This is a genomic window from Thermoclostridium caenicola (genome assembly GCF_900142095.1).
Classification (GTDB): Bacteria; Bacillota; Clostridia; order DSM-8532; family DSM-8532; genus Thermoclostridium_A; species Thermoclostridium_A caenicola.
Window position 1 is genome coordinate 16,326 of the sequence record NZ_FQZP01000023.1, and the last position, 21,582, is coordinate 37,907.

General features: G+C 52.9%; 18 protein-coding genes and 1 CRISPR repeat array (1 of these 19 cut by a window edge). Of the genes, 6 read left to right on the forward strand and 12 right to left on the reverse strand.

Annotated elements, in window-relative coordinates:
• Window positions 1-110: direct repeats of the CRISPR family, unit length 32 nt; unit sequence GTTGCAGTCTCCGCCTACATGGGAGTTGTGAC; it begins 719 nt to the left of the window's first position.
• 154 nt (window positions 111-264) lie between these two features.
• From cas13a to F3H12_RS07505, 6 genes are all read right to left on the reverse strand, one after another.
• On the reverse strand, window positions 265-3,942 hold the full coding sequence (gene cas13a / locus F3H12_RS07480) for a type VI-A CRISPR-associated RNA-guided ribonuclease Cas13a (RefSeq protein ID WP_149678719.1): 3,678 nt from the start codon (window positions 3,940-3,942) through the stop codon (window positions 265-267).
• Window positions 3,943-4,141: 199 nt separating this feature from the next.
• Window positions 4,142-4,717, reverse strand: a complete 576-nt coding sequence (locus F3H12_RS07485) for a hypothetical protein (protein ID WP_149678720.1) — start codon at window positions 4,715-4,717, stop codon at window positions 4,142-4,144.
• A 37-nt stretch (window positions 4,718-4,754) separates the two neighbouring features.
• Window positions 4,755-5,114: a type II toxin-antitoxin system PemK/MazF family toxin gene (locus F3H12_RS07490; protein ID WP_149678721.1), complete on the reverse strand. Its 360-nt coding sequence runs from the start codon at window positions 5,112-5,114 to the stop codon at window positions 4,755-4,757.
• Between the two features lie 180 nt (window positions 5,115-5,294).
• On the reverse strand, window positions 5,295-6,464 hold the full coding sequence (alr, locus tag F3H12_RS07495; protein WP_149678722.1) for an alanine racemase: 1,170 nt from the start codon (window positions 6,462-6,464) through the stop codon (window positions 5,295-5,297).
• 12 nt (window positions 6,465-6,476) lie between these two features.
• Window positions 6,477-8,027, reverse strand: coding sequence for an NAD(P)H-hydrate dehydratase (locus F3H12_RS07500; RefSeq protein ID WP_149678723.1), 1,551 nt, complete (start codon window positions 8,025-8,027; stop codon window positions 6,477-6,479).
• A complete protein-coding gene (locus tag F3H12_RS07505) occupies window positions 7,990-8,694 on the reverse strand; it encodes a hypothetical protein (protein WP_149678724.1) in 705 nt (234 codons plus the stop codon). Before F3H12_RS07505 ends, F3H12_RS07500 begins: the two co-directional genes overlap by 38 nt.
• 230 nt (window positions 8,695-8,924) lie before the next feature.
• Between F3H12_RS07505 and F3H12_RS07510 the strand changes: the two genes are divergently transcribed.
• From F3H12_RS07510 to F3H12_RS07530, 5 genes are all read left to right on the forward strand, one after another.
• Complete coding sequence (locus F3H12_RS07510) at window positions 8,925-10,568, forward strand: VanW family protein (protein ID WP_188118426.1); 1,644 nt, start codon at window positions 8,925-8,927, stop codon at window positions 10,566-10,568.
• 1 nt (window position 10,569) lies between these two features.
• A complete protein-coding gene (locus F3H12_RS07515) occupies window positions 10,570-11,517 on the forward strand; it encodes an RluA family pseudouridine synthase (RefSeq protein WP_149678726.1) in 948 nt (315 codons plus the stop codon).
• 133 nt (window positions 11,518-11,650) lie between these two features.
• Window positions 11,651-11,980, forward strand: a complete 330-nt coding sequence (locus tag F3H12_RS07520; RefSeq protein WP_149678727.1) for a cyclic-di-AMP receptor — start codon at window positions 11,651-11,653, stop codon at window positions 11,978-11,980.
• 70 nt (window positions 11,981-12,050) lie between these two features.
• A complete protein-coding gene (locus F3H12_RS07525; RefSeq protein WP_149678728.1) occupies window positions 12,051-13,343 on the forward strand; it encodes an MFS transporter in 1,293 nt (430 codons plus the stop codon).
• Window positions 13,344-13,358: 15 nt separating this feature from the next.
• On the forward strand, window positions 13,359-13,709 hold the full coding sequence (locus F3H12_RS07530; RefSeq protein ID WP_149678729.1) for a cupin domain-containing protein: 351 nt from the start codon (window positions 13,359-13,361) through the stop codon (window positions 13,707-13,709).
• A 10-nt stretch (window positions 13,710-13,719) separates the two neighbouring features.
• On the opposite strand, the gene F3H12_RS07535 is transcribed toward F3H12_RS07530, so the two are convergent.
• The 6 genes from F3H12_RS07535 to F3H12_RS07560 all read right to left on the reverse strand — a co-directional run bounded on the left by F3H12_RS07535 (window position 13,720) and on the right by F3H12_RS07560 (window position 20,978).
• A complete protein-coding gene (locus tag F3H12_RS07535; protein ID WP_149678730.1) occupies window positions 13,720-14,373 on the reverse strand; it encodes an HAD family hydrolase in 654 nt (217 codons plus the stop codon).
• Window positions 14,363-15,463: an undecaprenyldiphospho-muramoylpentapeptide beta-N-acetylglucosaminyltransferase gene (locus F3H12_RS07540; protein WP_149678731.1), complete on the reverse strand. Its 1,101-nt coding sequence runs from the start codon at window positions 15,461-15,463 to the stop codon at window positions 14,363-14,365. The genes F3H12_RS07535 and F3H12_RS07540 overlap by 11 nt, the downstream gene beginning before the upstream one ends.
• Window positions 15,464-15,752: 289 nt before the next feature.
• On the reverse strand, window positions 15,753-16,148 hold the full coding sequence (locus F3H12_RS07545) for a PaaI family thioesterase (RefSeq protein ID WP_340162578.1): 396 nt from the start codon (window positions 16,146-16,148) through the stop codon (window positions 15,753-15,755).
• A 144-nt stretch (window positions 16,149-16,292) separates the two neighbouring features.
• Window positions 16,293-19,193 carry an N-acetylmuramoyl-L-alanine amidase gene (locus tag F3H12_RS07550; protein WP_188118427.1) on the reverse strand — a complete coding sequence of 967 codons (2,901 nt, stop codon included), beginning with the start codon at window positions 19,191-19,193 and terminating at the stop codon, window positions 16,293-16,295.
• Window positions 19,194-19,344: 151 nt separating this feature from the next.
• Window positions 19,345-19,704, reverse strand: a complete 360-nt coding sequence (locus F3H12_RS07555; protein WP_149678733.1) for a hypothetical protein — start codon at window positions 19,702-19,704, stop codon at window positions 19,345-19,347.
• A gap of 53 nt (window positions 19,705-19,757) precedes the next feature.
• On the reverse strand, window positions 19,758-20,978 hold the full coding sequence (locus F3H12_RS07560) for an IS256 family transposase (RefSeq protein WP_149678734.1): 1,221 nt from the start codon (window positions 20,976-20,978) through the stop codon (window positions 19,758-19,760).
• Window positions 20,979-21,063: 85 nt separating this feature from the next.
• Here F3H12_RS07560 and F3H12_RS07565 point away from each other — a divergent pair.
• Window positions 21,064-21,582, forward strand: a 519-nt coding sequence (locus F3H12_RS07565; protein WP_149678735.1) for a helix-turn-helix domain-containing protein, incomplete at its 3' end; no start/stop codon positions are given.

Here is a 21,582-nt window from a genome sequence, read left to right on the forward strand (position 1 = left end):
GTCGGTTTCCTCGTTGCAGTCTCCGCCTACATGGGAGTTGTGACTCCGCATGCCTGTGCATCCTTTCCAGCACTTCACGTTGCAGTCTCCGCCTACATGGGAGTTGTGACAGCTGTTCTGTGAAACCCTTTTCCTACAAGGGTTACAGGCCTCAAAAGTGCGAATCCCTCTCATCTTTGCCAAAAACCTATGCCCATTTTCCCCCGAAAAATGCTAAAAGCCTTTATGGATGCCAGGTGCGAATCACCCTACAAAAAGGTGTTTTCATCCTCTCGGGTATACCATCAGCGCTTTCAACGTGTCAATAAACCTCTCCCCGTGACTTGGAATTTCAATGCCGCTCAACCTGGAACCTTTCAGATGCACGATCTTGTCGGCAGTCACATCCTCTATCTTCAGCATTCCTCCTTTCTCCACGGTGAACCGGATTTTGACTTTATGCCTATCAAATATCTGCTGCAAGGTCTTGGTGACGGCGTTCATGCGTTTCTGGTCATAGGACAGGAGAAACCTCAAACGGTTGATGTAATCTTCCATCACGCTGCAGGTTTTGCCAGCCTCCAACCGCCATCCGTTTTTCCGCATCAGATCCAGATGGGCAACATCATTCCGCACACCTAAATACTTAGACCCCTTATTCTCAGGGAAATAAACGCTTTCAAAGGCATTCATGTTTTCGCCTTTCAGCGTATCCACCAGATTGCGAATAATGTTGCCTTCAGAGAAGATATCTCTGACATCTTCCTCCTTTATCCCGTCCAGTTTGCCCTGTCTGACCCACGCCAAAAGGAGGAAGTACATATCCCGCTCCCAGTCCTGGACAAACCCCACCCATCGGGAGAGGATTTCAAGATTGAGGACGCATATTTCATACAATGAACTGAAGGACAGGTTTTTCACGGCCTGGTTATAGTCCTCAAGCCGCCGGAGAACCTTCTCATACAGTTTGCAGTCCTCCTCCGTAAATCGGGACGGGGATTCGGCGTACTTCCTATGGAGCCGCTGCAAAAGGCATTGGGCCTGTTCAGCGGAAGAGATATCCGCTCCATTCTCATCCTTCACGTTCCAATGTTTTTCCGACCAGAGCAAGTAATCTCTTTTGAGCGCCTGCTTGTGGCTGGCAAGCACCTTTTGGTACACTCCCATAAGCCCCGAGCGCAGCAACCGGCTCATGTTCCTCCGATATACCGGCGTGTTGTTGTCGCTCTGAAGATAAAAAGCCTCATAATTTTTCATGTTTCCTTCAATAAAGTCTTCAAACGCTTCTTTAGCCCGTTTCCCCCATACTTCCTCCGCAAACTGGGGCTCCGGTTCCGTCAGCTTGACCAGTTCGGTCAATTCCTCAATCTGCCCGGCTATCCTTATTTCTTCACTGAAATTGCTCTCACCCTGCCAACTGGCCAGGGATGTCCGATAACGGATCATCTGCTGCTGAAGCTCTCCCAGTTCCCTTTCGTCCAGCAGGCGCAGGACGGGATAGAGCACCAGGAGATGCCCTTCCGGTTCTTTTTCGTCTATAGATGTTTTCAAATCCACCGTTTTGCTTTCTTTTACCCATTTCTTCGCCGCTTCGGCATCTTTCCTGGGGCTCATGATCTCAAGGTATTCTTCGCCATAGTGCGCCTCCAGGAAATCGTTAAAGGCCTCGGCAAAGATATCGAGGATAAAGCGCTGGGCATAATCCGTTTTTTCCTGTGCCAGTTCCCGGCTCTCCCTTTCGGTTTCGGAGATCCTCCGCTGCAATTGCTTCATGAGATCGGAAAGCGGCATGCCTTCATGATACAGCTCTTCTATAACGCTGTATCCATGGGCCTTACCTTGATTTGGCCCTTGGCCTTCAGACAGCTGCCTGTTTCTTTCCAAAACCTTATGGATCTTGCCGGTCACCAGGGTTTCATCCTTCTGCACCTCCGGCAGGAAATGGTGCCTATATATCAGCAGCAGAAGGTTCCGCAGGGCACGCTGGGCATCCACATCGGTATCGAATTCAACGTTGTTTTCCACATCGGCTGCCGATTCCGCATAGGCCTCCACAGCCCAGTTGAAATGGGTATCGGCGCTATCCCCAGCCGCAAGCTGTCGGAACCATTTCAGCCGGTCGCCATCCTGCCCGTTCTGTCCGTTGGATGCCTCGGCTTTCATGCGTTCGCACTCGAACTCCCGGCGCAGATTTTTACCACGCTCATAGACCCTCTGAAAGGACGGTGTCATCTGGATCTTGGCGCTGTACAGGAAAAACGCCGTCCCTTCTTTTTTGAAAATGCGGGATAATAGATCCTCCCTGTAATACAGCGGAAGGTTCATGCTGCTGATTCTTTTGGCAAACGCCTTTTTGAGGTTTCTCCTGTCCAACAGGTAAATGGCCCGGAGCACAGACAAATCCTCCGGTTTCACTTTATCGGCGATCCTTTTGAGCGCCTGTATCAAGGTCACATTTTTATAATGAAAGATATGATGTCTCAGCTCCCCGATGCAGGAAACGCACTCCGCCAGCAACTGGTTGCAGAGCTTCCGATCATCCCTGACGATGTGCCCGATCGCTTTGAAATCCGTTGTATCAGCCTGCTTATTGTCTGTTTCCTGTAATCCTTTTGCATCCTCCTTAATCTTTTCCTGCAATTCTTTCAGCGGGAAGAAGTCCTGCAGTTTTTCCTTGCAGGCCTCAACATCTTCATGGGTATATTTATTCGTGTCTCTGAGAAATTTATCTCTGAAATCTTTAATCGGGTTTTTATTGCTCAAGATATCGCCGTCTTCAAACTGGTAAAAATAGCGCAGACGGGATATGGACCACAGCACGGCCGTCATGGCCTGCTTTTTTACCGCTTCATGGACCTGTATCCTTTGCAGCGTCTCGCTGTTTACCAAAAGCCTGCCGTCTTCCCCGCAGCAATATGCATAAAGCTTTCCATAAAGGATGTGCATCTGGGTACTCTGGTTGATCAGCCTGCGGCGAACGGCATTAGCCATATGCTTGGGTTCCAGCAGACGGGAAAGGGACGTCTTATCCTTGAGCAATTCCTGCCGCAGGCGGGCGCCCATCCGTTTTGTCCGGATGGGAAAATTGTCCTTAAAGTACTCCTGTACGGCCTGAAAGTAATACTTCAGATCCTGCTGTCGCGAGGGAGACTTCTCCCAAAGCTCCCGGAGATATTGCTTCAGGGCCTCATCGACCGCCATGGCTATGGAACGGGGTCGGCCTTGGCAACGGCTTATCTTTTCGTGCAGCGTTTTGGACAGCTTGTCAAAGTCGAATACTTCTTCCAACTCGCCTAAGAGCGGGTAGCAGTCGGTTATTCCTTTTGCCGGGTCCGCCGGCTTCATGAGCCCCAGCAGCCAGGCCGCACGGTCATTATTGGGTGTAATGCCGCCATCCTCTTGGATTCTCAGCGGTATTTTATTGTTCTTGATGGAATACCGGACGCGGTTGATGCGGTTTTCCTTTTCCTTTATTAATGCCTCCCGGATTTTGCCCAGTTCAGCTTTGGCCATGGCCTGCTTTAAAGGGTTTCCTTCTACCAGGTAAAACAAGGCATCGTTGAGGGTCATGGCGCCTTCTGGGGCGGTATACCTTTTACCGTATTCGGAAAGGGTACCGTCCAATTGCTTTTTCAGATTTTTAATCTCTTTTTCATTCTTGGGGCGCAGCTTTTCGTTCCTCTCCATGCTTTTCATGATCTCCGCCACATCCGCACCCTGGCACAGTTTCTCCACCAGCTTGACGATCTCGTTGCTGTAGAATCTTTTGTCTCCCTTTTCGGGTGTTTTCAAAAGCCGGTTTCTCAGCGATCTTTCAAATGTATCCTGCGCAATATCATTAAACAGGGTATCGGTATAATCCTGCTTTCTGTCGTTCTGTGCCAGGAGCCTGCCGGAGTCCTCATCCCGGTAGAAGTAAAGCGGCGGATGATGCTCTCCCCATTTCCTTTTCGTGATCTTCATGCCACGACCCCCTTCCGTTGCGCGGGTTTTACGAAAAAATGATAGATTATACCAATATCATACAAACATAGACATGTGTTTTCAACCGGGTAAACCTGTTGCAACGTGGAAGGGATAATGGTTTGACAATCGGTTTTCCGCATAAAAAACTGTCCCAGAATCATTTTTGACTCTGGGACAGCAGTTTTCAGATATGCAGTTATTTGATGGTATATCCGCCCCTGACGATCAGATAAGCGTCGGCGGTGATCTTGAGACCCCTGCCGTCGCCCTTGGGAGCGATGATCAGATGCTGGACGGGAACCGATACGCCGTTGTTGAGATCCTTTCCGGCGCTCACATCCACCAGCGTGCCGCTCTCGCCGCTGATAGCCGTGGCTTGTCCGCTCCTTAAGATGACCTCCGAGCCGCCTCCGAGCACCAGGGTCTGCCCTTTTTTCAGGGAGATAACCGTGAAGCCGTTCTCAATGACCGCAACCCTGTCCTTCAGTTCCTGAAGACCGCTCAGCGCATCCACCACGAACCTGGTCAGGTCTCCCACATCGGCTTTCAGTTGTTCAACGGTGGCATTATTGACGTTCCCAGAAGAGCTGCCGCCTGAGGAGCTGTTGATTTTTGCGGCCAGCTGAGCGATTTGCTGGTCCACATAGCTCTTGGTCACAAGCGGGTCACTGCTGCTGCCCGGTTCTCCGGCGGCCTGCGAAAAGATGACGGCCACCAGCAGAAACAGCACGGCAAAAAGCAGATATGCGATCCTTCCCCTTGTTTGATTCATCTTTTGTCCCCCTCTATCCGAACCTTCCGCACGGGTTTTACTGCACGTATGTATTCGCCAGTCCAACGCTCGTACGGAGGGCTTGATCGACTTTTCTCATCAGGTTGTCATCCAAATGTCCCGCCTTCTCTCTCAGCCGTCTCTTGTCGATGGTCCGCACCTGTTCCAGGAGGATGACGGAGTTCCGGCTGAGTCCATAGGCCTCGCCCTTGAACGGAATATGGGTTGGAAGCCTTGCCTTGTCCATTTGTGAGGTAATGGCTGAAATGATAACCGTAGGGCTGTACTTGTTGCCGATATCGTTCTGGATGACCAGAACCGGCCTTACGCCTCCCTGTTCCGAACCAACCACCGGGCTCAGGTCGGCATAGAAGATGTCACCTCTTCTAATCTGCATAGGTCATCACATCCTTAGAGCGTATTAACCTCTACAATGCATGACCCCTTTACCAATATTATAGAGATACGGGTCAAGGATCGCAAATTAAAATTGGGTTACGCTCCCATGAAATATTTTTACACGTTCCGATATGACCTATACATGCGCCGGAAATTTTTCTGAACGGATGCGGTTTTTTCAGAGCAGATAGTTCAGCACGTTCACAACCTTGCCGTCTCTGAAATAAACCCTTGGAACACGCTTTCCGATGACGCTGACCACTTCGTAGGGGATGGTGCCGATCAGGTCGGCGATCTCCTCCACCGTTATTTCGCGTTCGCCCTGCCGGCCGAAGAGAACCACTTCATCGCCCACCTTCACTTCGCCGGAGACATCGGTGATATCCACCATGCACTGATCCATGCAGATATTCCCCACCACCGGCGCATACTGCCCGTTGACCAGGACACGGCTCCTGTTGGACAAAAGGCGGGAATAGCCGTCCGCATAGCCGATGGGAATGGTGGCGATCCTGGACGGGCGCCGGGTGGTAAAGGTGCGGCCGTAGCTGATGGAGACACCTGCCTCAACCTCTTTGACCAGAACGATATTGGCCTTCAGCGTCATGGCCGGTTTAAGATCGATGACGCTCCTGTCCACTTCCCGGGAGGGATAGATGCCATACAGGATGATACCCGGCCGGATCGCCTCAAGGATCATCTCCGGGTACTGGAGGATGGCACCGCTGTTGGATACATGCCGGATGGGGATCAGGGCCCCGATCCGGTTGAGTTCCTCAATGATGCTCTCAAACAGCTCAAACTGATGCTTCGTGTATGTCCTGTCCTTTGCATCGGCTTCGGCGAAGTGGGTATAGATGCCCTCCACGATGATGCCATCCAGCTTCATGATGGCCACCACATCCTTAACGGCCCGATAGCCGGGCTTGAACCCCACCCGGGTCATCCCCGTGTCGATCTTGATATGGACCTTTGCCTTTGTCCCATGTCTTAAGGCTTCCTCCGAGAGGGCCTTGGCCATTTCGTGGCTGTAGACCGTCTGGGTGATGTTATACTCCAGGACCTCGCCGAGCCGCCTGAAATCGGTGTGGTTCAGCACCAGGATGGGCACGTCGATGCCTATTTTCCTGAGCTGTATGGCCTCGTCCAGCATGGAGACCGCAAGCCGCGTGGCACCGTTCTCCAACAGGGTATGCACGGTTTCCAGCGTGCCGTGGCCATAGGCATCCGCCTTGACCACCGCAATGATCTCGGTCCTCTTTCCGGCAAGACGCCGGATTTCCCTGGCATTATGGGCGATGTTGTCCAGGTTGATCTCGGCCCATGCACGGTCGAATGTATAGTTCACAGGATTTGCACCTCACTTGTTCACAGAAAGCGCCTGAATCGCTGCTCCGATCCTGTCGGAAATATCGGAAGCGGTCATGCTGGCGGCTCCTTTTTCCCCGGCAGCCAGGTCGCCGGCCAGGCCGTGGAGATAGGCCCCCGCCACGGCGGCCTCATAGGGCGGCACCGACTGGCCCAGCAGGGACACGATCATACCGGCCAGAACATCGCCCGAGCCTGCCGTGGCCATTCCGCTGTTGCCGGTGGGATTGATGGAAACCCTGCCGTCGGGCCCGGCTATAACCGTACCGGCGCCTTTGAGCACCACGGTCAGCCCGTATTCCTCGGCAAAGGACTTTGCCGTTCCTATACGGTCGGATTGCACACATTCTATGCTCGTTCCCAGAAGCCTGGCCATTTCAGCCGGATGGGGAGTGATAATGGCTTCACATTTGAGCCGGCTTAAAACCTCCGTATCGTTGCGGGCAATCACATTGAGGGCATCCGCATCCAGGACCAGGGGTTTCCGGCAGTCCTGTATCACCTGCAGGATCAGTTCATAAGTATCTTCGCAGCAGGACAGCCCGGGTCCGGCCAGGACGGCATCGGAGGCCTCCATCAGCTTCCTGAGGCCATTATTGTCTTCGCAGAACATATGCCCGCAGCGGCTGTCCATGGGAGCATAAACGGCTTCAGGAACCCTGGCAGCGAGAACGGAAATGATATCCTGCGGCACAGCCATCCTGACCAGGCCTGTTCCGGTCCGGTAGGCGGCCTGCGCGCTTAATGCGGCCGCGCCCGGCATATTGGAGGAACCGGCAAGGATCAGGACTTTTCCGAAGGTTCCCTTGTGGGCATCCTCGGGTCTGGGCGGCAGGATCTGCAGGACGGCTTCGCCCTCTGTCAGCTCGCAGGTCTCCATATTGTCGGTCAGGGCATAGGGTATACTGATATCGGCCACGGTCAGCTCTCCCAGGAAGGCTTTCGCCGGATACTGGACCATGCCCACCTTGGGCAGGAAAAAGGTGACCGTATAGTCCGCGCGGACGCATGAGCCGCAGATCCGCCCCGTCAGCCCGTCGATGCCCGACGGGATATCGATGGAAAGGGTGCAGGCTGCATGCTGGTTGATACATTCAATGGCATCCCGGGCCACACCTTCCACATCCCTGTTCAGCCCGGTTCCAAACAGGCCGTCGATGACCAAATCGGCCTGCGAACAGTTTTGGGCAAACCTTTCCAGGCTGGCCGGCTCCAGAAGTTCCATGTCAAAGCCCATGTTCCTCAGGATGTTGGCATTGACGGCCGCATCGCCCCTCAGGGCATCGGGTGGGCTCAGCGTGTAGACGCAAACCGAATAGCCCATGGCCAGCAGATGCCTGGCAACCGCAAAAGCGTCCCCACCGTTGTTTCCGCCGCCGGCCACAATAAGAACCCGGCGCCCGTTCCTTTCGGTCAATATCTCCGCCGCCTTCATGGAAACCTGAAAGGCCGCGTTCTCCATCAGGACGACACCGGGTATGCCAATTCTCTCTATCGCTTCCCGATCAATTCTTCGCATCTGTTCCGGAGTTATCAGTTTCATGCTTCAACCCCTCCAGCCCATACTGGCTCTCAAGCGTTTTAACCAGGTCGGAGCCCAGAAGTTCGGTAAACTGAACCGCATAGGACGTCCAGTCCAGGTTGATGGAATCCAGTTCTTCCTGCAGTTCCTGCTCCTTTTGCCTGATGCGCTCAAGCTCCCTGGTAATGGTTTCAGCCCGTTCCCTGTTGCTCCTGAGCGTGGAGAAAACATAGCGCACGCTCTCGTTGAGAAGCCGGATGTTTGCCTCCTTCAGCTCATTGTTGACCTTTTCGATATCCTCAAGGATCTTTTCCATCCGCTCGTTGATCCGTTCAATTTCCTTCCTGCAGTCCCTGAGTTCGGATTTGGCAGCCTCGTCGTTATTGTCAAAAGCGTCCTTGGTGAGGCTGATGATCCGGTTCATGACCTTCTTCTTCCTGGGTTCCAGGCTCTCCTGCTCCTGCAACAGCATGGCCTCTTTCTTGATCAGCTCGTTCATCTCGTTCTGGGCTTTCTCAATGGCCGGGCTCATGGGCAGGTTGACAAACAGCCGGGTCCATCTCTCGTCGATGGTCAGTCGCGAGATATTGTTTTTCTTCAGCACGGATGCATCGATCAGGGCCTGTGCCTCCTTGCCGTTTTTTCTCTCTCTTTTCTGCGTATTCGGCTTCTTCCATAAAAATGGCACGCTCCATCGCCTCCTGAACGACCCGAAAAGGCTGCCGGAACCATACAGCTTTTCCCATTCGTTATTCTTTATTCATAGTATAGCATACGGACTTGCTTTTTTTAACAGGATGGCCCGGCGCTTCCCGACGATGTTTTGAAGTTTAGTTGACGAAAGTGGGTGGTAGTTGTTTTAATAGAATAATAAAATATACCGATAGTCTTTTACGGTGAGTCATGGAGTTTAAAAGAATGAACCTGATCCTTCAGCGTTTCAGGAACCCGCGCATTGAACTGAAAAAATGGATGAAGCTATTGGCAGGGATTATTCTTGTCGTGTTGCTGTCCCTGGCCGCTTTTTATTTGATCAATTCCATTCTGGACAATCCCAATGTCTATAACGGTGTGTTTGTTGACGGACACAATGTGGGCGGCATGAGCCCGTCCGCCCTGCGCAGCTTTATCCGCGAGCACTATGAGAATTGCCTGGACAACGCACAGGTGATCTTCTTTACCGAAAACTTTGAAAAGGCGCTCAGCTACAGGGAACTGGGCCTGTCCGTCAACCTGAAAAGCATGGAGGATCAGGCCCTGCGGGTAGGCAGGGAAGGTTTCTTTGTCAGCAGACTGATCGAGATATCCAGGCTGAAGAAAAACCCGGTGAGAATTCCGTTGGCTCTTGAAACCGATGAAGCGCAGCTGAACACGGTTATAGAGGATCTGAACCGCTATTTCAGGACCGATGTCACCGTTCCCAAAGTGGTGATCTCCGGCGACCAGGTCATCCTTTGCACGGGAGTATCGGGCTGGGAAGTCGACAAGGAACTTCTGAAATGCAAGGTCCTGGAATCCGTAAAAAGCCTGGGAAGCATGTATGTGCACATCCCCCTTAAGGAGATCGTTCCGCCGAAAATAGACATCGATGCAGTTTACGACGCCATCATCCAGGAACCTGTCAATGCTGAATACATCCGGCTTGAAGACGGTTCGGCAGCCGTAAGGCCCCAGGTGAACGGCCGGACTATCGACAAGGCCGAACTGAGGAACATCATTCACCGCGTAGAACAGAGGGAACTGAAAATCTATGAGGAAATCCCTCTTCCCGTACAGATAATCGAGCCTGAAATCAAGACCAGGGATCTGGAAGCCCTGCTGTTCAGGAACGTGCTCTCCACAGCCAGCACCCGCTTTTCCACCGATACCCCCAATAACCGGAACAGGGGCATCAACATCCGGCTGGCTGCTGCTGCCATTGACGGCACGGTTCTCTTCCCCGGCGAGGAGTTCTCCTTCAACCAGGTTGTCGGGCCCAGGACCCCGGAGAAAGGCTATACCATCGCCCATGTCTATAGCCAGGGCGAAATCAGGGATGGTTACGGCGGCGGGGTCTGCCAGGTGTCCACCACCCTCTATGACGCGGTTTTGCTGGCCAACCTGAAGGTAACCGAACGCCATAATCATGTGTTTACCGTAAGCTATGTGCCCCTGGGCATGGATGCGGCGGTATCCTACGGCTATGCGGACCTGAAGTTCAAGAACACAACCGATTATCCCATTCGGATTGATGCCCGGGTTTCGGACAGCAATGTACTGACCTTCAACATCGTCGGGACCAACATGTATCCCGGCGTCCGGACCAAGGTGGTCTCCCGCATTGTCAGCGTGACCAAGGCCACAACCCAGTACATAGATGATCCGAATCTGGCCGAGGGCGTGGAGATCGTCGAGGAAAAAGGCATGGATGGCGCTGTGGTGGATACATATATTCAAATCTATAGTGGGAATGATCTGATCAAGGACTACAAGATCCATCAAAGCGTCTATCAGATGCTGCCCCGCAAGGTCCGCAGGGGCACAAGGAAGCTGGATCAGGCAGTATACCCTGAAACGGAGTAATATGCAAAGGATAATTGCAGACCATTCGGACAACCAAAAACGGATAGACAGGTTCCTGGCCGACCGGTTCCCCCGGGTACCGGCCTCGACCTTTTTCAAGGCTTTTCGCAAGCGTAACATCCGCGTCAACGGGAAACGCGTCAGGAATGATTTCTGCCTGCAGGCGGGCGACGTGGTGGAGATCTATATCCCCGACAGCTACCTTGAACGGGACGAGCGGAATGACCGGGCTGTTTCCATCGAGATTCCCTATGAGGATGAACACATCCTGGTGGCAGCCAAGCCACAGGGCATACCTGTCCACCAGGACGCAAACCAGGAGGAACTGGTCCTGGATGAATATCTCCAGGCCATGGCGGCGGCCAGACAGGACGGCGCAGCACCCGAACCGGGATTCCCTGCCCTCTGCCACAGGCTGGACCGGAACACCGGCGGACTGGTCATCCTCGCCAAGGACCGGGAAACCCTGGATGTCATGCAGGAGAAGTTCAAAAACCACGAGATCAGAAAATATTACCTTGCCTGCACCTATGGCATTCCCAGGGAGAAAGAGGCCGAGCGTACGGCGTACCTGAAAAAGGACACCGAAAGCAGCCATGTAAAAATCTATGACAGCCCGGTGCGCGGTTCGGTGCGTATTGTGACGCGATACCGGCTCGTGAAGGCCGCTTATCCCTACGCCCTTTTGGAGGTGGAACTGGTAACGGGGAAAACCCACCAGATCCGCGCTCATCTGGCCTGGATGGGCTGCCCCATACTGGGCGACGGCAAATACGGCATCAATACCGTCAACCGTTCCCTCGGGCTCAAGATGCAGGCGCTCTTTGCCTATAAGCTGAGGTTTGAGTTCAAAAAAGGGACTTCGCACCTGGATTATCTCAACGGGATGGAGATCACCCTGCCCGCAATCCCGTGGGAGGAAGGCATCAGGAGCACCGGTCTGGTGTAGCATCAATTGAATACAGGCCGGCAATCGCGTATAATGAAATTGAGGGGAGCAAATGCCATAGCCTGATCGCAGCAGGATATCGGGATATCGGAACTGCGGGGCCGCCCGCTCCATGAAGGGGGAGGAATGGATTATGAAGTTGATCATTGCGGTCGTGAGCGATGAAGACAGCAATCTTCTCGCAGACAACCTCAACAGGGAAGGCTTTGGAACCACCAAGCTGTGTTCCAGCGGAGGATTTCTGAAAAGCGGCAACACCACCTTCCTGATCGCTACCGAGGAGGACAAGGTGGAACAGGCCCTGTCCATCATCAAGGATACCTGCAAGGGCAGGCGCCGGATGATCGCACCGGAGAAGCTTCCGGGAAGCTTTGGCGCATTCAACCTGGCCATGCCGGTGGAGGTCAATGTAGGAGGCGCCACTGTCTTCATACTGAACATTGAACAGTTCCTGAAGCTGTGAGGTTTGAACGGGAACAATTATGTACCGCACATTTATCCCTGGGATACGTTCCGATAAATGAGGTCTTTGAATGTCTGACGCATACAGAATGCCCGATGAGAGGGACCTGGAAAGAAACCGCCTTCTTTGCATCATAGAAGGCGCAACGGCACGAACCATATTCAACCTGACAACCAGCGCTTTCCTTGTGGGGCTTTTGAAAGCCATGGGAGCAGACGATACCGTTTGCGGGTACATAGTCCCCATACCGGTTCTTGCGGCGGGTATCCAGTTTCTGTCGCCCATCACCCTGGAAAGTCTGAAATTCAGAAAAGGAATCATCATGGCAGGCAGCCTGATCCACAGGCTCCTGCTTTCGTCTTTGATCGTGATTCCTTTTCTTCCCCTGCGCCCGTCCGCCAGGCTGTGGCTCACGGCAGCCGTTTTTTTGATCTCGCATCTGTCGGTGGCCTTTATCACCCCGGCTGTTTCCAACATGTATGTCAGCTTCGTCCCCCAGCATATCCGAGGGAAATATTTCGGCACGCGGGAATCCTATATCCTGTTATCCGCAACGGTATTCACCCTTATTTTGGGTAAGGTCCTGGACCTGTTTGAAGAAGCCGGGAATGAACTGGGAGGCTACATGGTGGTCTATGCCGTGGTCTTTGTGCTGACCATCGTCAATTTCCTTTCCTATGCCAGGATGAAGGAAGTTCCCCTGCAGCATCATAAGGACCGGATGCGGATCACGGAGATTTTCACGCTTCCTTTCAAAAACAGGCTGTTCGTGCGTTATTTTATCATGCTGGCCATCTGGAACATCGCTATCCAGGTCGCCAGCGCCTATTTCAGCGTGTACCTGGTTTCAGACCTGGATATGAGCTACACGGTCATCACGCTGTTGAGCCTGCTCAACTCGGTCCTGTATGTTATTGCCGCCGGTATCTGGGGCAGACTTGCGGATAACAAGGGCTGGACGGTTACCACCATGGCATGCTTCTCCGTTCTGGCCGTCTGCCATACCCTGTGGTTCTTCTCCTTCCAGGGAAGCCCGCTGCTGATGGTCATGCTGGTCCTGGCACATATCACGGGCGGCATCGCCTGGTCGGGCATCAATATCTCCCTGTTCAACCTGCAGTTTGATTTTACGCCCGACGAGAAAAGAACGGTTTATATCGGCTTCAGCGCGGCGGCCAGCGGCATTATCGGCTATGTGGCGGCCATCATCGGATCACAGCTGGTCAAACTTTTTGGAGAGACAGATTTGACTATAGGCGGAACGCCCATCGACATCAAGCAGATATTGTTCATCATATCGGCCGTCCTTATCTTTGTGTGCGCCGCCTACATCTATATCTTCATGCGGAAAAAGAATGATTGAAGGAGGTAAAGCTCAATGGTTAAAAGAATGGAAGACATGGCACTGGAAATCAGGGAACGAATGAGGGGCGGAAAGGGGTCGGTGCAGATCCGGCATATCTTCTCCCAGGATGAGCTCACAGGAAAATGCCGCCTGTTTGCGCAGGTCACCCTTGAACCGGGCTGCTCCATCGGCATCCATAATCATGACCGTGAGGAAGAGATCTACTATATCATCAGCGGCAAAGCGACAGTGGACGACAACGGCAATGTCCAGGAACTGCGCCCGGGCGATGCCGTGATAACCGGCAATGGCGCATACCACGCCATCGAGAACACGGGAACCGAGAACCTGGTCCTCATGGCCGTCATCCTGCTGTTCGACTGAAATCTTTCACCTATTCCAGGCAGGATACCAGATCCATGGGCTTATGGATGATGCGTTCCGCTCCTGCCCGGCACAGATCATCCGGTGACCGGAAACCCCAGGCCGCGCTGATTTGAATCATGCCGGCCTTTTTTGCCGTCATGATATCCACCTCGCTGTCACCCAGGTAGATGCATCGCCGGGGCGTGACACCCATCCCGGCCGCCATTTCCAGGGCCCTGGCAGGATCGGGCTTTTTCGGCATCCCGGGGGTTGTCCCGGAAACGCGGAAGAACTTGAAACGGGACAGATAACGTTCCACAATTCTGCGCGCGACACCCTCGTCCTTGTTGGTGTCGACGGCGAAGGGAATGCCACGGCTCTGCAGGTGCACAAGCAGGTCCTCTATGCCGTCATAGACCCGCATGCCATAATCCCAGTGCCTGTCATATTCGGCGCGCAGTTGGGAGACATAGCGTTGAATCTCCGCTTCGCTTCTGTGTTCTTCGGGAACGGCGCGCCTGACCAGGTCAACAAATCCGTTTCCCACAAGCTGTTTGCATGTCTCTATGGAATGAACGGGAAACCCGTTTTCGGTCAATACGCGGTTCAGCGCAAAGGCGATTCCCCCTATGGAATCGATGAGGGTCCCGTCCAGATCAAAAATCACTGCTTCAACTTTCAAGGCCTTCTCCTCTTCTGGCGTGCTTTAATTGATAGGTTTCCTCAATGACCCGGACGACCTCGCGGGTGCCGTTGGTCCGGCCGCTTCTTTCCATGGCCTTCCTGTATTCCTGCCGTTTCTCGAACAGGGTTTTCGCACGGTCTGCCAGGGTATCCGGGGTCAATTCCTCTTCCGGGAGAACCATGCTGAAGCCTTGCTTTCTGAAGGATTCCGCATTCAGGATCTGATCGCCCCGGCTGGCCTGCCGGGAAAGCGGGATCAGCAGGCTCGGCTTTTTGAGGGCCAGAAGCTCAAACAGGGTAGTGGCCCCTGCTCTCGACACCACGATGTCCGCGAGGGCAAAAAGGTGGGGCAGTTCCTCCCGGATATACTCAAACTGTTTATAGCCTTTCACGCTGCGGTATTGATCATCCACGTTGCCCTTGCCGCAGATGTGGCAGATATTGAAATCCTTCATCAGCCGCCCCAGGCTTTTTCTGACGGCTTCATTGATGCGCACCGCTCCCTGGCTTCCGCCGATGACCAAAAGGGTGGGCTTGTTATCTTCAAACCCGCAGATCATACGGCCTTCCGCCCTATTCCCTTCCAGCAGGGACTTTCGGATGGGAATACCGGTCAGCACTCCTTTCTCCTGCGGGATATGGCTTTTCGATTCCGGGAAGGTGTAGCAGACCTTTCTGGCAAAGGGCATGGAGAGCTTATTGGTCAGGCCGGGCGTGATGTCGGACTCATGGATCACCACCGGAATCCCGCAGAGCCAGGCTGCCCAGACTACGGGACAGGAGACAAACCCGCCCTTGCTGAACACGATATCCGGCCGTATCTTCCTCATCAGCGACACCGACTGGGTGAGCCCGCCCATCACCCGGAAGGCATCGGCAAAATTCTCCAGGCTGAAATACCGTCTCAGCTTGCCGGTGCTGATACTGTGGTAAGGAATACCCTCAGCCTCTATCAGCTGCTTTTCCATGCCGTTTTTTGAGCCAATGTATTCTATATGGTAGCCCAGGGCCTTAAGCTCGGGTATCAGCGCAATATTCGGGGTAACATGACCTGATGTTCCCCCGCCTGTCATCACGATCTTCTTCATTTGTCACACGTCCTTGGCAATCATTTTATCCCCATTATACTATTACACATAAAAACAGCAAAGACCAGCGGGTTTCCCGGCAAATCGGAAGCGCACCCATCGGCCATGCAATACCGGACAGCCGTTGAAACCCGGCTCTGCGCTTGCGCAATGAGGGGAAGCACCTGAAATGCTTCCCCCTTACTGATATGGATTTCCCCGCCGGGTTTTGCCTTACACTGCCAGGCCCCCGCCGGGAATCATCACACCTGAAAGATACGGCAAGCAGCTGACGCCTTTTCTGAAGCCTTCAGGGTTTCTTCATGTAACCGGTGGCCGTGAGCCTGGCGATGAGGCTGTTGTCTTCATCGTAAATATCCACGTTATAGGAGCAGAGCCTGTTGGTGGAGGATACCTCTTTGGCCTCGGCCGTCAGCACCTTACCCTTGGGCGTTCTGAAATAGGAGATGTTGGCGTTGATGCCGAGGGTGACGGTTCCTTTTGCGTTGGATGCGGCGGCAAAGGCATAATCCGCCAGGGTGAAGATGGCACCGCCCTGCACAAAGCCCACCCCGTTGAGATGGTGGGGGCCCACCGCCATACGGACAACCGCGTGCCCGGGCTCCGCCGAAACCAGCTCAAGGCCTATAAATTCGGCAAATTTATCGTTCTTTACATATTTGATCATTTCGGTGTCCATGGTCATACCAGAGCTCCTTTTTCCTGTGTTCAGGTTTGCTTATAATCATAAATCATACGCCGGCCTCCGTAAAGATGAAATCCGCTTAAGGCGCATCAAAAAAGCGGCGGGGCTCCGTCTCCCCACCGCTCTTTTCTTACCTTTCCCGGTTTATTCCCTGAAATAGGCAGTAATGGCTTCGGCAATGCTTTTGGCAAGCCGGGTTTGCTCTGCTTCGTCTGTCAGCCACTCAAACTCCTGCGGGTTGGGCACAAAACCGGTTTCCAGGAGTATCGAAGGCATCCAGGTTCCGCGGGTAACATAGAAATTGCGCACATGCGTCCCCTTCAGGGTTCGGCCCAGAGAACCGGTAACATGGTTATACAGCAGTTCAACCAGGTCTTTGGCCAGGGGCTCCCGGTACCATACCGAGAATCCGTCCACCTTGGAAATATCCACATTATCCGCCATGCTGTTGGCATGCAGGGATACAAACAGGTCCGGAAGCATCATTTTGGACATGGCCAGCCTGTCTTCCAGGGATACGGTCCTGTCATCCTCCCTGGTCAGGTATACCCTGGCCCCCAGGGCTTCCAGCTCTGCAGCAAGTTTTTTGGCCAGGTTTAAGTTGATGTCTTTTTCCGCATAGCGCAATCCCAGCGGTCCAATAGCTCCCGTCTCGGTTCCGCCATGGCCGGGATCCAGCATGATGGACAGGCCTTTCAGGGGAAGGCTCTGATCCTTTGACTGCGGCTTGCGCTTAACATGCAGCAGCAATCCGCCGGACGTCTTTTCAATATAGTAGCCGGTCAGTTTCTCCCCAGGCCTTACGGTCAGGGTCATGAGCGTCCCGCTGTCGCTATTTTGGGCAATCGTTACGGAAGAGATGAGGGCATTGGGTGGCAGCTGGGGCGCTTCCGCCCTGCAGGTTGCCGAAACCGTGAGTTTTACCTGGGTTCCGTCAAAGACGGCGAATGCGGCCGGAGAAAGTGTTGCATCCAGCTTCAGGGTCTCCCATCCCTCTCCGATGACGTATTCAACCTGCTTGATATCGGACTGTATTTTGAAATTCAAATCATAAACATTGACATCATTCTTGTTCACCCATTGTCCGGAGGACAGGCGGACGTAGCTTCCCGACATTCCGGTGACCGCATCCAGCATACCGGAATAGAGCTGGTGCCTGCCGCCGTTATCGGATGAAGGCTCATCGAAGGTATAGGTCATGGGTACCTTGACCTCGGCATAGACTGGTGCGCCTTTCATGATGACGCCCACAACGGCTGCCCCTTTCTGGGTGCTGGTTGTACCTTTATAGTTCATGGTATAGACCGGAACGCCCAGGTCCACCTTTCTGGGATTACCCGCATAGTTTGGCAGGGTATAGTCATAGGTAAAGGTGGCGGCATACAGGCCGGAGTCGCTGGGGGTTGCCGTTTGCTGCTTCATGGTATAGGTCTTCCCGTCAATCTGGACCGTCACCTTGGATCCGGCAGGCGCCTGGCAGGACAGGGTGATGGTCTCACCCGGCATCCCGTAGACCGGCGATCTCGGGAAGGTGGAGCTTGCAGGGATTTCAGCCTTGCTCATCTTCTGTGGACCCGAAGAGACGGTTCTCGTGATGACACGGGTTACCGAATACCCGTCCTGGGTGAAGGTGAACCGGTTCTCTCCCGGCTGAAGCGTTATAAGAATACCGAAATATCCCCGGGAGGACCTGCCGCTGACTGGCAGGCCGTTCAGGTAAAGCGGCTTTTCGGGATCCGACGCACCGTTGAGATAGTACTTGTCCAGGCTGGTGGTGATGTTGCCGGAAGGCCTGGACACGATGAGCCCGGTTTTTCCCGCCAGTTCATCCCGCCGGGCGTAGACTGCCTTTATGGCAGCCGCAAGTTCCGGATAGTTGGCCAGGGAGTTGTAGGTAAACATGATGCTGCCCTTGACCTCTTCCACCGTGTCGTTCAGCTCAAGCTGCCTCACGATTTCCTGCGTGCCGTGCCAGGGGCTGTTCGGATTGGCATCGCCGGCTTTATAGGCCGCCATACCGATATAGAGATCCACCCCGGTGCCGGCGACGGCATTCTTCCACCAGGTCAGCAGCTTGCTGTAATCGGCCACCGAATAGCCGATATTCCAGTAAAACTGTGGCGCGATATAGTCGATGATGCCGTCCTTCACCCATTTCAGGGAGTCGGCATAATGGCTTGAATAGGACTGCAGGCCGTTGGTGTCGCTCCCCAAGGGGTTTGATGAGCGGTTGGCCCAGATGCCGAAGGGGCTGATGCCGAACCGGACACTGCTTCGGGTGACTTTTATGGCATAGTAGCAATCCCGGATCAGGGTATTTACGTTTTCCCTGCGCCAGTCGTCAAGGCTCTGACCGGGGGATTTGTATTTCTCATATGTGGCCTTGTCGTTGAAGGAGGTGTCGGGATAGAAATAGTCGTCGAAATGGATGCCATCCACATCGTAGTTTTTGACGATTTCAAGCACCCCGTCAATGATGAGCCGCCTCACTTCGGGAATGCCCGGATCAAAATAGAGGTTGCCGTCCGGGTGCTTGACCACCCACTGGGGATTCAGTACGGCAGGATTGGTGGGTGCCAGCGAGGCAAAATCATGGGAGGGCTGGTTCCACTCCTTCTTGGTCACGCGATAGGGGTTGATCCAGGCATGCAGTTCCAATCCCCGTTTATGGGCTTCCTCAGTCCAGAAGGCGAGCGGATCAAAACCGCCGTCGGGCGCAACACCCTGCTTTCCGGTCAGATACCTGGACCAGGGAAAGAGGCTTGACTTGTAGAAAGCATCCGCGGTGGGCCTCACCTGGAGGAAGACGGCGTTAAAGCCTGTATCCTTGGCCAGATCCAGGATCTTTATGGCTTCGCTCTTCAAGGTTTCTGAATCGGTCGTGGGCTTCTTAGGATAGTCGATGTTCACCACCGTTGATACCCAAAGGCCACGGAAATCGCTTTTCGCTGTCTTCCCGGGCAATGTGTCGTTTGCCGCAAATGCCGGGCAGGCCATCGACAGGATCAGGATGACGACCATCAGAAATTTCGCCATTTTCTTCATATCGTTTCTCCTATGTAAGATTTTTTGGGGATTCCTGCCTTCCATTTTAGCAGAAAAAAACAGCTTCCTGCCGGTTTGACCCGTGTTTTAAGGAAACTGTAACCATAAGGTAACAATATGGGACACAGCGAAATCAGTCGCAAATACAAGCTCAGTCATTATAGTACTGACAGAATTCTATGGTCTTGACACGGCCATCCTTAAGGGTCACAACCATCTGCCGGTGGAAAGTGGGCTGAACACCGGCAGTGAAGTACCAGGTAACACTCCCGTCCTCAAAGCGCCCTACATCAGGCATGCCATAGTATTTTTCCAGGGTTTCAGCGCTGTCTCCAACCCTTAATCCCCTTGAGGTGGCATATTGGCTCGTGGAAAGGACAATCCAGCTGACCAGGGAATAGGTGCCTCCCAGGCGGACACCGTTAATCTCGATTTCTCCCCGTTCAAGCTGAGACTCGCCATAATCATCCGGATTGCCTCCAAGGGCCCGTACGGCTTCTTCCATGTCCATAGGTACCGTCAATAATTTTTCGCAAATTCATTTACCCGCCTGGTAGGCATCAGTTAACCAGCAGTTACTTTTGAACCATCCATGGCACCCAGTTCCTCAAGATGTCTCATACTCATATAACGCTTGGTTCCCCATTCTTTGCTTGCAACATACCTTAATCTTGCGCAAACCAGCATTAAAGCTGAATTCCCATCAGGAAAGGTGCCAACAACTCTGGTCCTACGCCTGATCTCCCGATTAAGCCGTTCGATGACATTATTACTCCGCAATTTGCTCCAATGGGCATAGGGGAATTCCATGTACGTCAGCGTTTCCTCGATGCCCTTTTCTATCTTAGCTGCCGCTTCTTTTAGCTTCATTTCCCGTAGCTTCTGGACTACACTCTGGGCCTTTTGCCTTGCGGCCTCTTTGTTCTCTTGCGCATGGATAGCCTTCAACATTGCAGCCACTTCTTTTACCTTGGAGCGCGGTGTAACCGTAAAGACATTCCGGTAGAAATGGACTGTGCATCTCTGATACTTTGCATCGGGAAAAACCTCATTTATTGCCTCCAGAAGCCCTAGACATTTATCTCCAATGAATAATTGAACCCCTGTTAGTCCTCGCTCCCTCAAGCCCTGTAAAAAGCTCAACCAGCTTGCCTTGTCTTCTTTCATTCCTTCTGATGCACCAATCACTTCTCTATAGCCTTCTTCGTTAACAGCCATAGCTATGAGAATGGAGACGTTCTCGTATTCGCCGCCCCAGTTACGTTTCAAATACATTCCATCCAAGTAGACATAGAGGTATCTACTCTTCAATGGCCGGTTACGCCATGCGTCTATATGTACATATACCTTCTTGTTCAATTCACTTATGGTACCAGGTGGAACTCTTGTCCCCCATAGGGCTTCGGTGATATCCTCAACACGCCGTACTGAAACTCCTGCCAGGTACATCTCTATTAATGCCTCTTCCACTGAACTCTCACGGCGTCGATATCGCTCTATTATGGCTGTCTCAAAAGCTATCCCTTTTAATTTAGGAATCTTTAACCTAACATTCCCTGATGTTGTGGTTAGATTTCTCTCATAGTGGCCGGATCTATAGCCTTGCCTTTCTGAAGTGCGCTCATAGCGCTCTGCTTTGGTTAGTTCTGCTGCCTCTTGCTCCAATAGATTATTTAGAGTTTCCTCAACACTGCTACGGACTAATTCTTTTAACTCCTGCTTTATTACTCCTTCATTTAGCTGTATAATTTTATCTGTGTCACCGCCGGGATATAATTGACCCAGGAACGCCGAAAAGAAAATGACCCACCCCTGTAGAATATATCCCTCTGTATGAAAAGAACAACAACAAACAACAGAGGGGAGATATATGCTAAGGAGTGGGACTGTGATAAGATTACATGAACTTTACGCAAGTGGCAAGAGTATTCGAGAAATTGCCCGAATTACGGGACACTCCCGAAATACCGTACGCAAATATTTGCGCGCCAACGGAATTCCAGAGCCTCGATATGGCAAAAAAAGAGGTTCTAAACTCGATCCCTTTAAGCCTCTTCTGGATGAGTATATGGCCCAGGGGATTTTCAACTGCGAAGTGTTGAAGCATCTGTTGAGAGAACGGGGTTATACTGGGGGCATCACACTCATTAAGGACTATGTGAAGCCGCACAGGCCGCCAAAGCAGATTCCGGCAGTACAGCGATACGAAACAAAACCTGGTTATCAAGCACAGGTAGACTGGAAGATATGCGAGTACATAGATCTGAACGGTGTAGTGAGAAAGATTCCGGTGTTTGCGATGGTACTGGGCTACTCTCGCGCTATGTACATCGAATTTACAAAACGATGTGACATTCACAGCTTTTTACGTTGCATGGTAAACGCGTTG

What these genes read in the sequence shown, in the direction of transcription:
- F3H12_RS07540 (WP_149678731.1), bottom strand. Translation starts at nt 15,463, where the DNA reads ATGAAGAAGATCGTGATGACAGGCGGGGGAACATCAGGTCATGTTACC.
- F3H12_RS07525 (WP_149678728.1), top strand. Translation starts at nt 12,051, where the DNA reads ATGTCTGACGCATACAGAATGCCCGATGAGAGGGACCTGGAAAGAAAC.
- cas13a (WP_149678719.1), bottom strand. Translation starts at nt 3,942, where the DNA reads ATGAAGATCACGAAAAGGAAATGGGGAGAGCATCATCCGCCGCTTTAC.
- F3H12_RS07490 (WP_149678721.1), bottom strand. Translation starts at nt 5,114, where the DNA reads ATGCAGATTAGAAGAGGTGACATCTTCTATGCCGACCTGAGCCCGGTG.
- F3H12_RS07485 (WP_149678720.1), bottom strand. Translation starts at nt 4,717, where the DNA reads ATGAATCAAACAAGGGGAAGGATCGCATATCTGCTTTTTGCCGTGCTG.
- F3H12_RS07530 (WP_149678729.1), top strand. Translation starts at nt 13,359, where the DNA reads ATGGTTAAAAGAATGGAAGACATGGCACTGGAAATCAGGGAACGAATG.
- F3H12_RS07545 (WP_340162578.1), bottom strand. Translation starts at nt 16,148, where the DNA reads ATGACCATGGACACCGAAATGATCAAATATGTAAAGAACGATAAATTT.
- F3H12_RS07550 (WP_188118427.1), bottom strand. Translation starts at nt 19,193, where the DNA reads ATGAAGAAAATGGCGAAATTTCTGATGGTCGTCATCCTGATCCTGTCG.
- F3H12_RS07515 (WP_149678726.1), top strand. Translation starts at nt 10,570, where the DNA reads ATGCAAAGGATAATTGCAGACCATTCGGACAACCAAAAACGGATAGAC.
- F3H12_RS07510 (WP_188118426.1), top strand. Translation starts at nt 8,925, where the DNA reads ATGAACCTGATCCTTCAGCGTTTCAGGAACCCGCGCATTGAACTGAAA.
- F3H12_RS07555 (WP_149678733.1), bottom strand. Translation starts at nt 19,704, where the DNA reads ATGGACATGGAAGAAGCCGTACGGGCCCTTGGAGGCAATCCGGATGAT.
- F3H12_RS07520 (WP_149678727.1), top strand. Translation starts at nt 11,651, where the DNA reads ATGAAGTTGATCATTGCGGTCGTGAGCGATGAAGACAGCAATCTTCTC.
- F3H12_RS07500 (WP_149678723.1), bottom strand. Translation starts at nt 8,027, where the DNA reads ATGAAACTGATAACTCCGGAACAGATGCGAAGAATTGATCGGGAAGCG.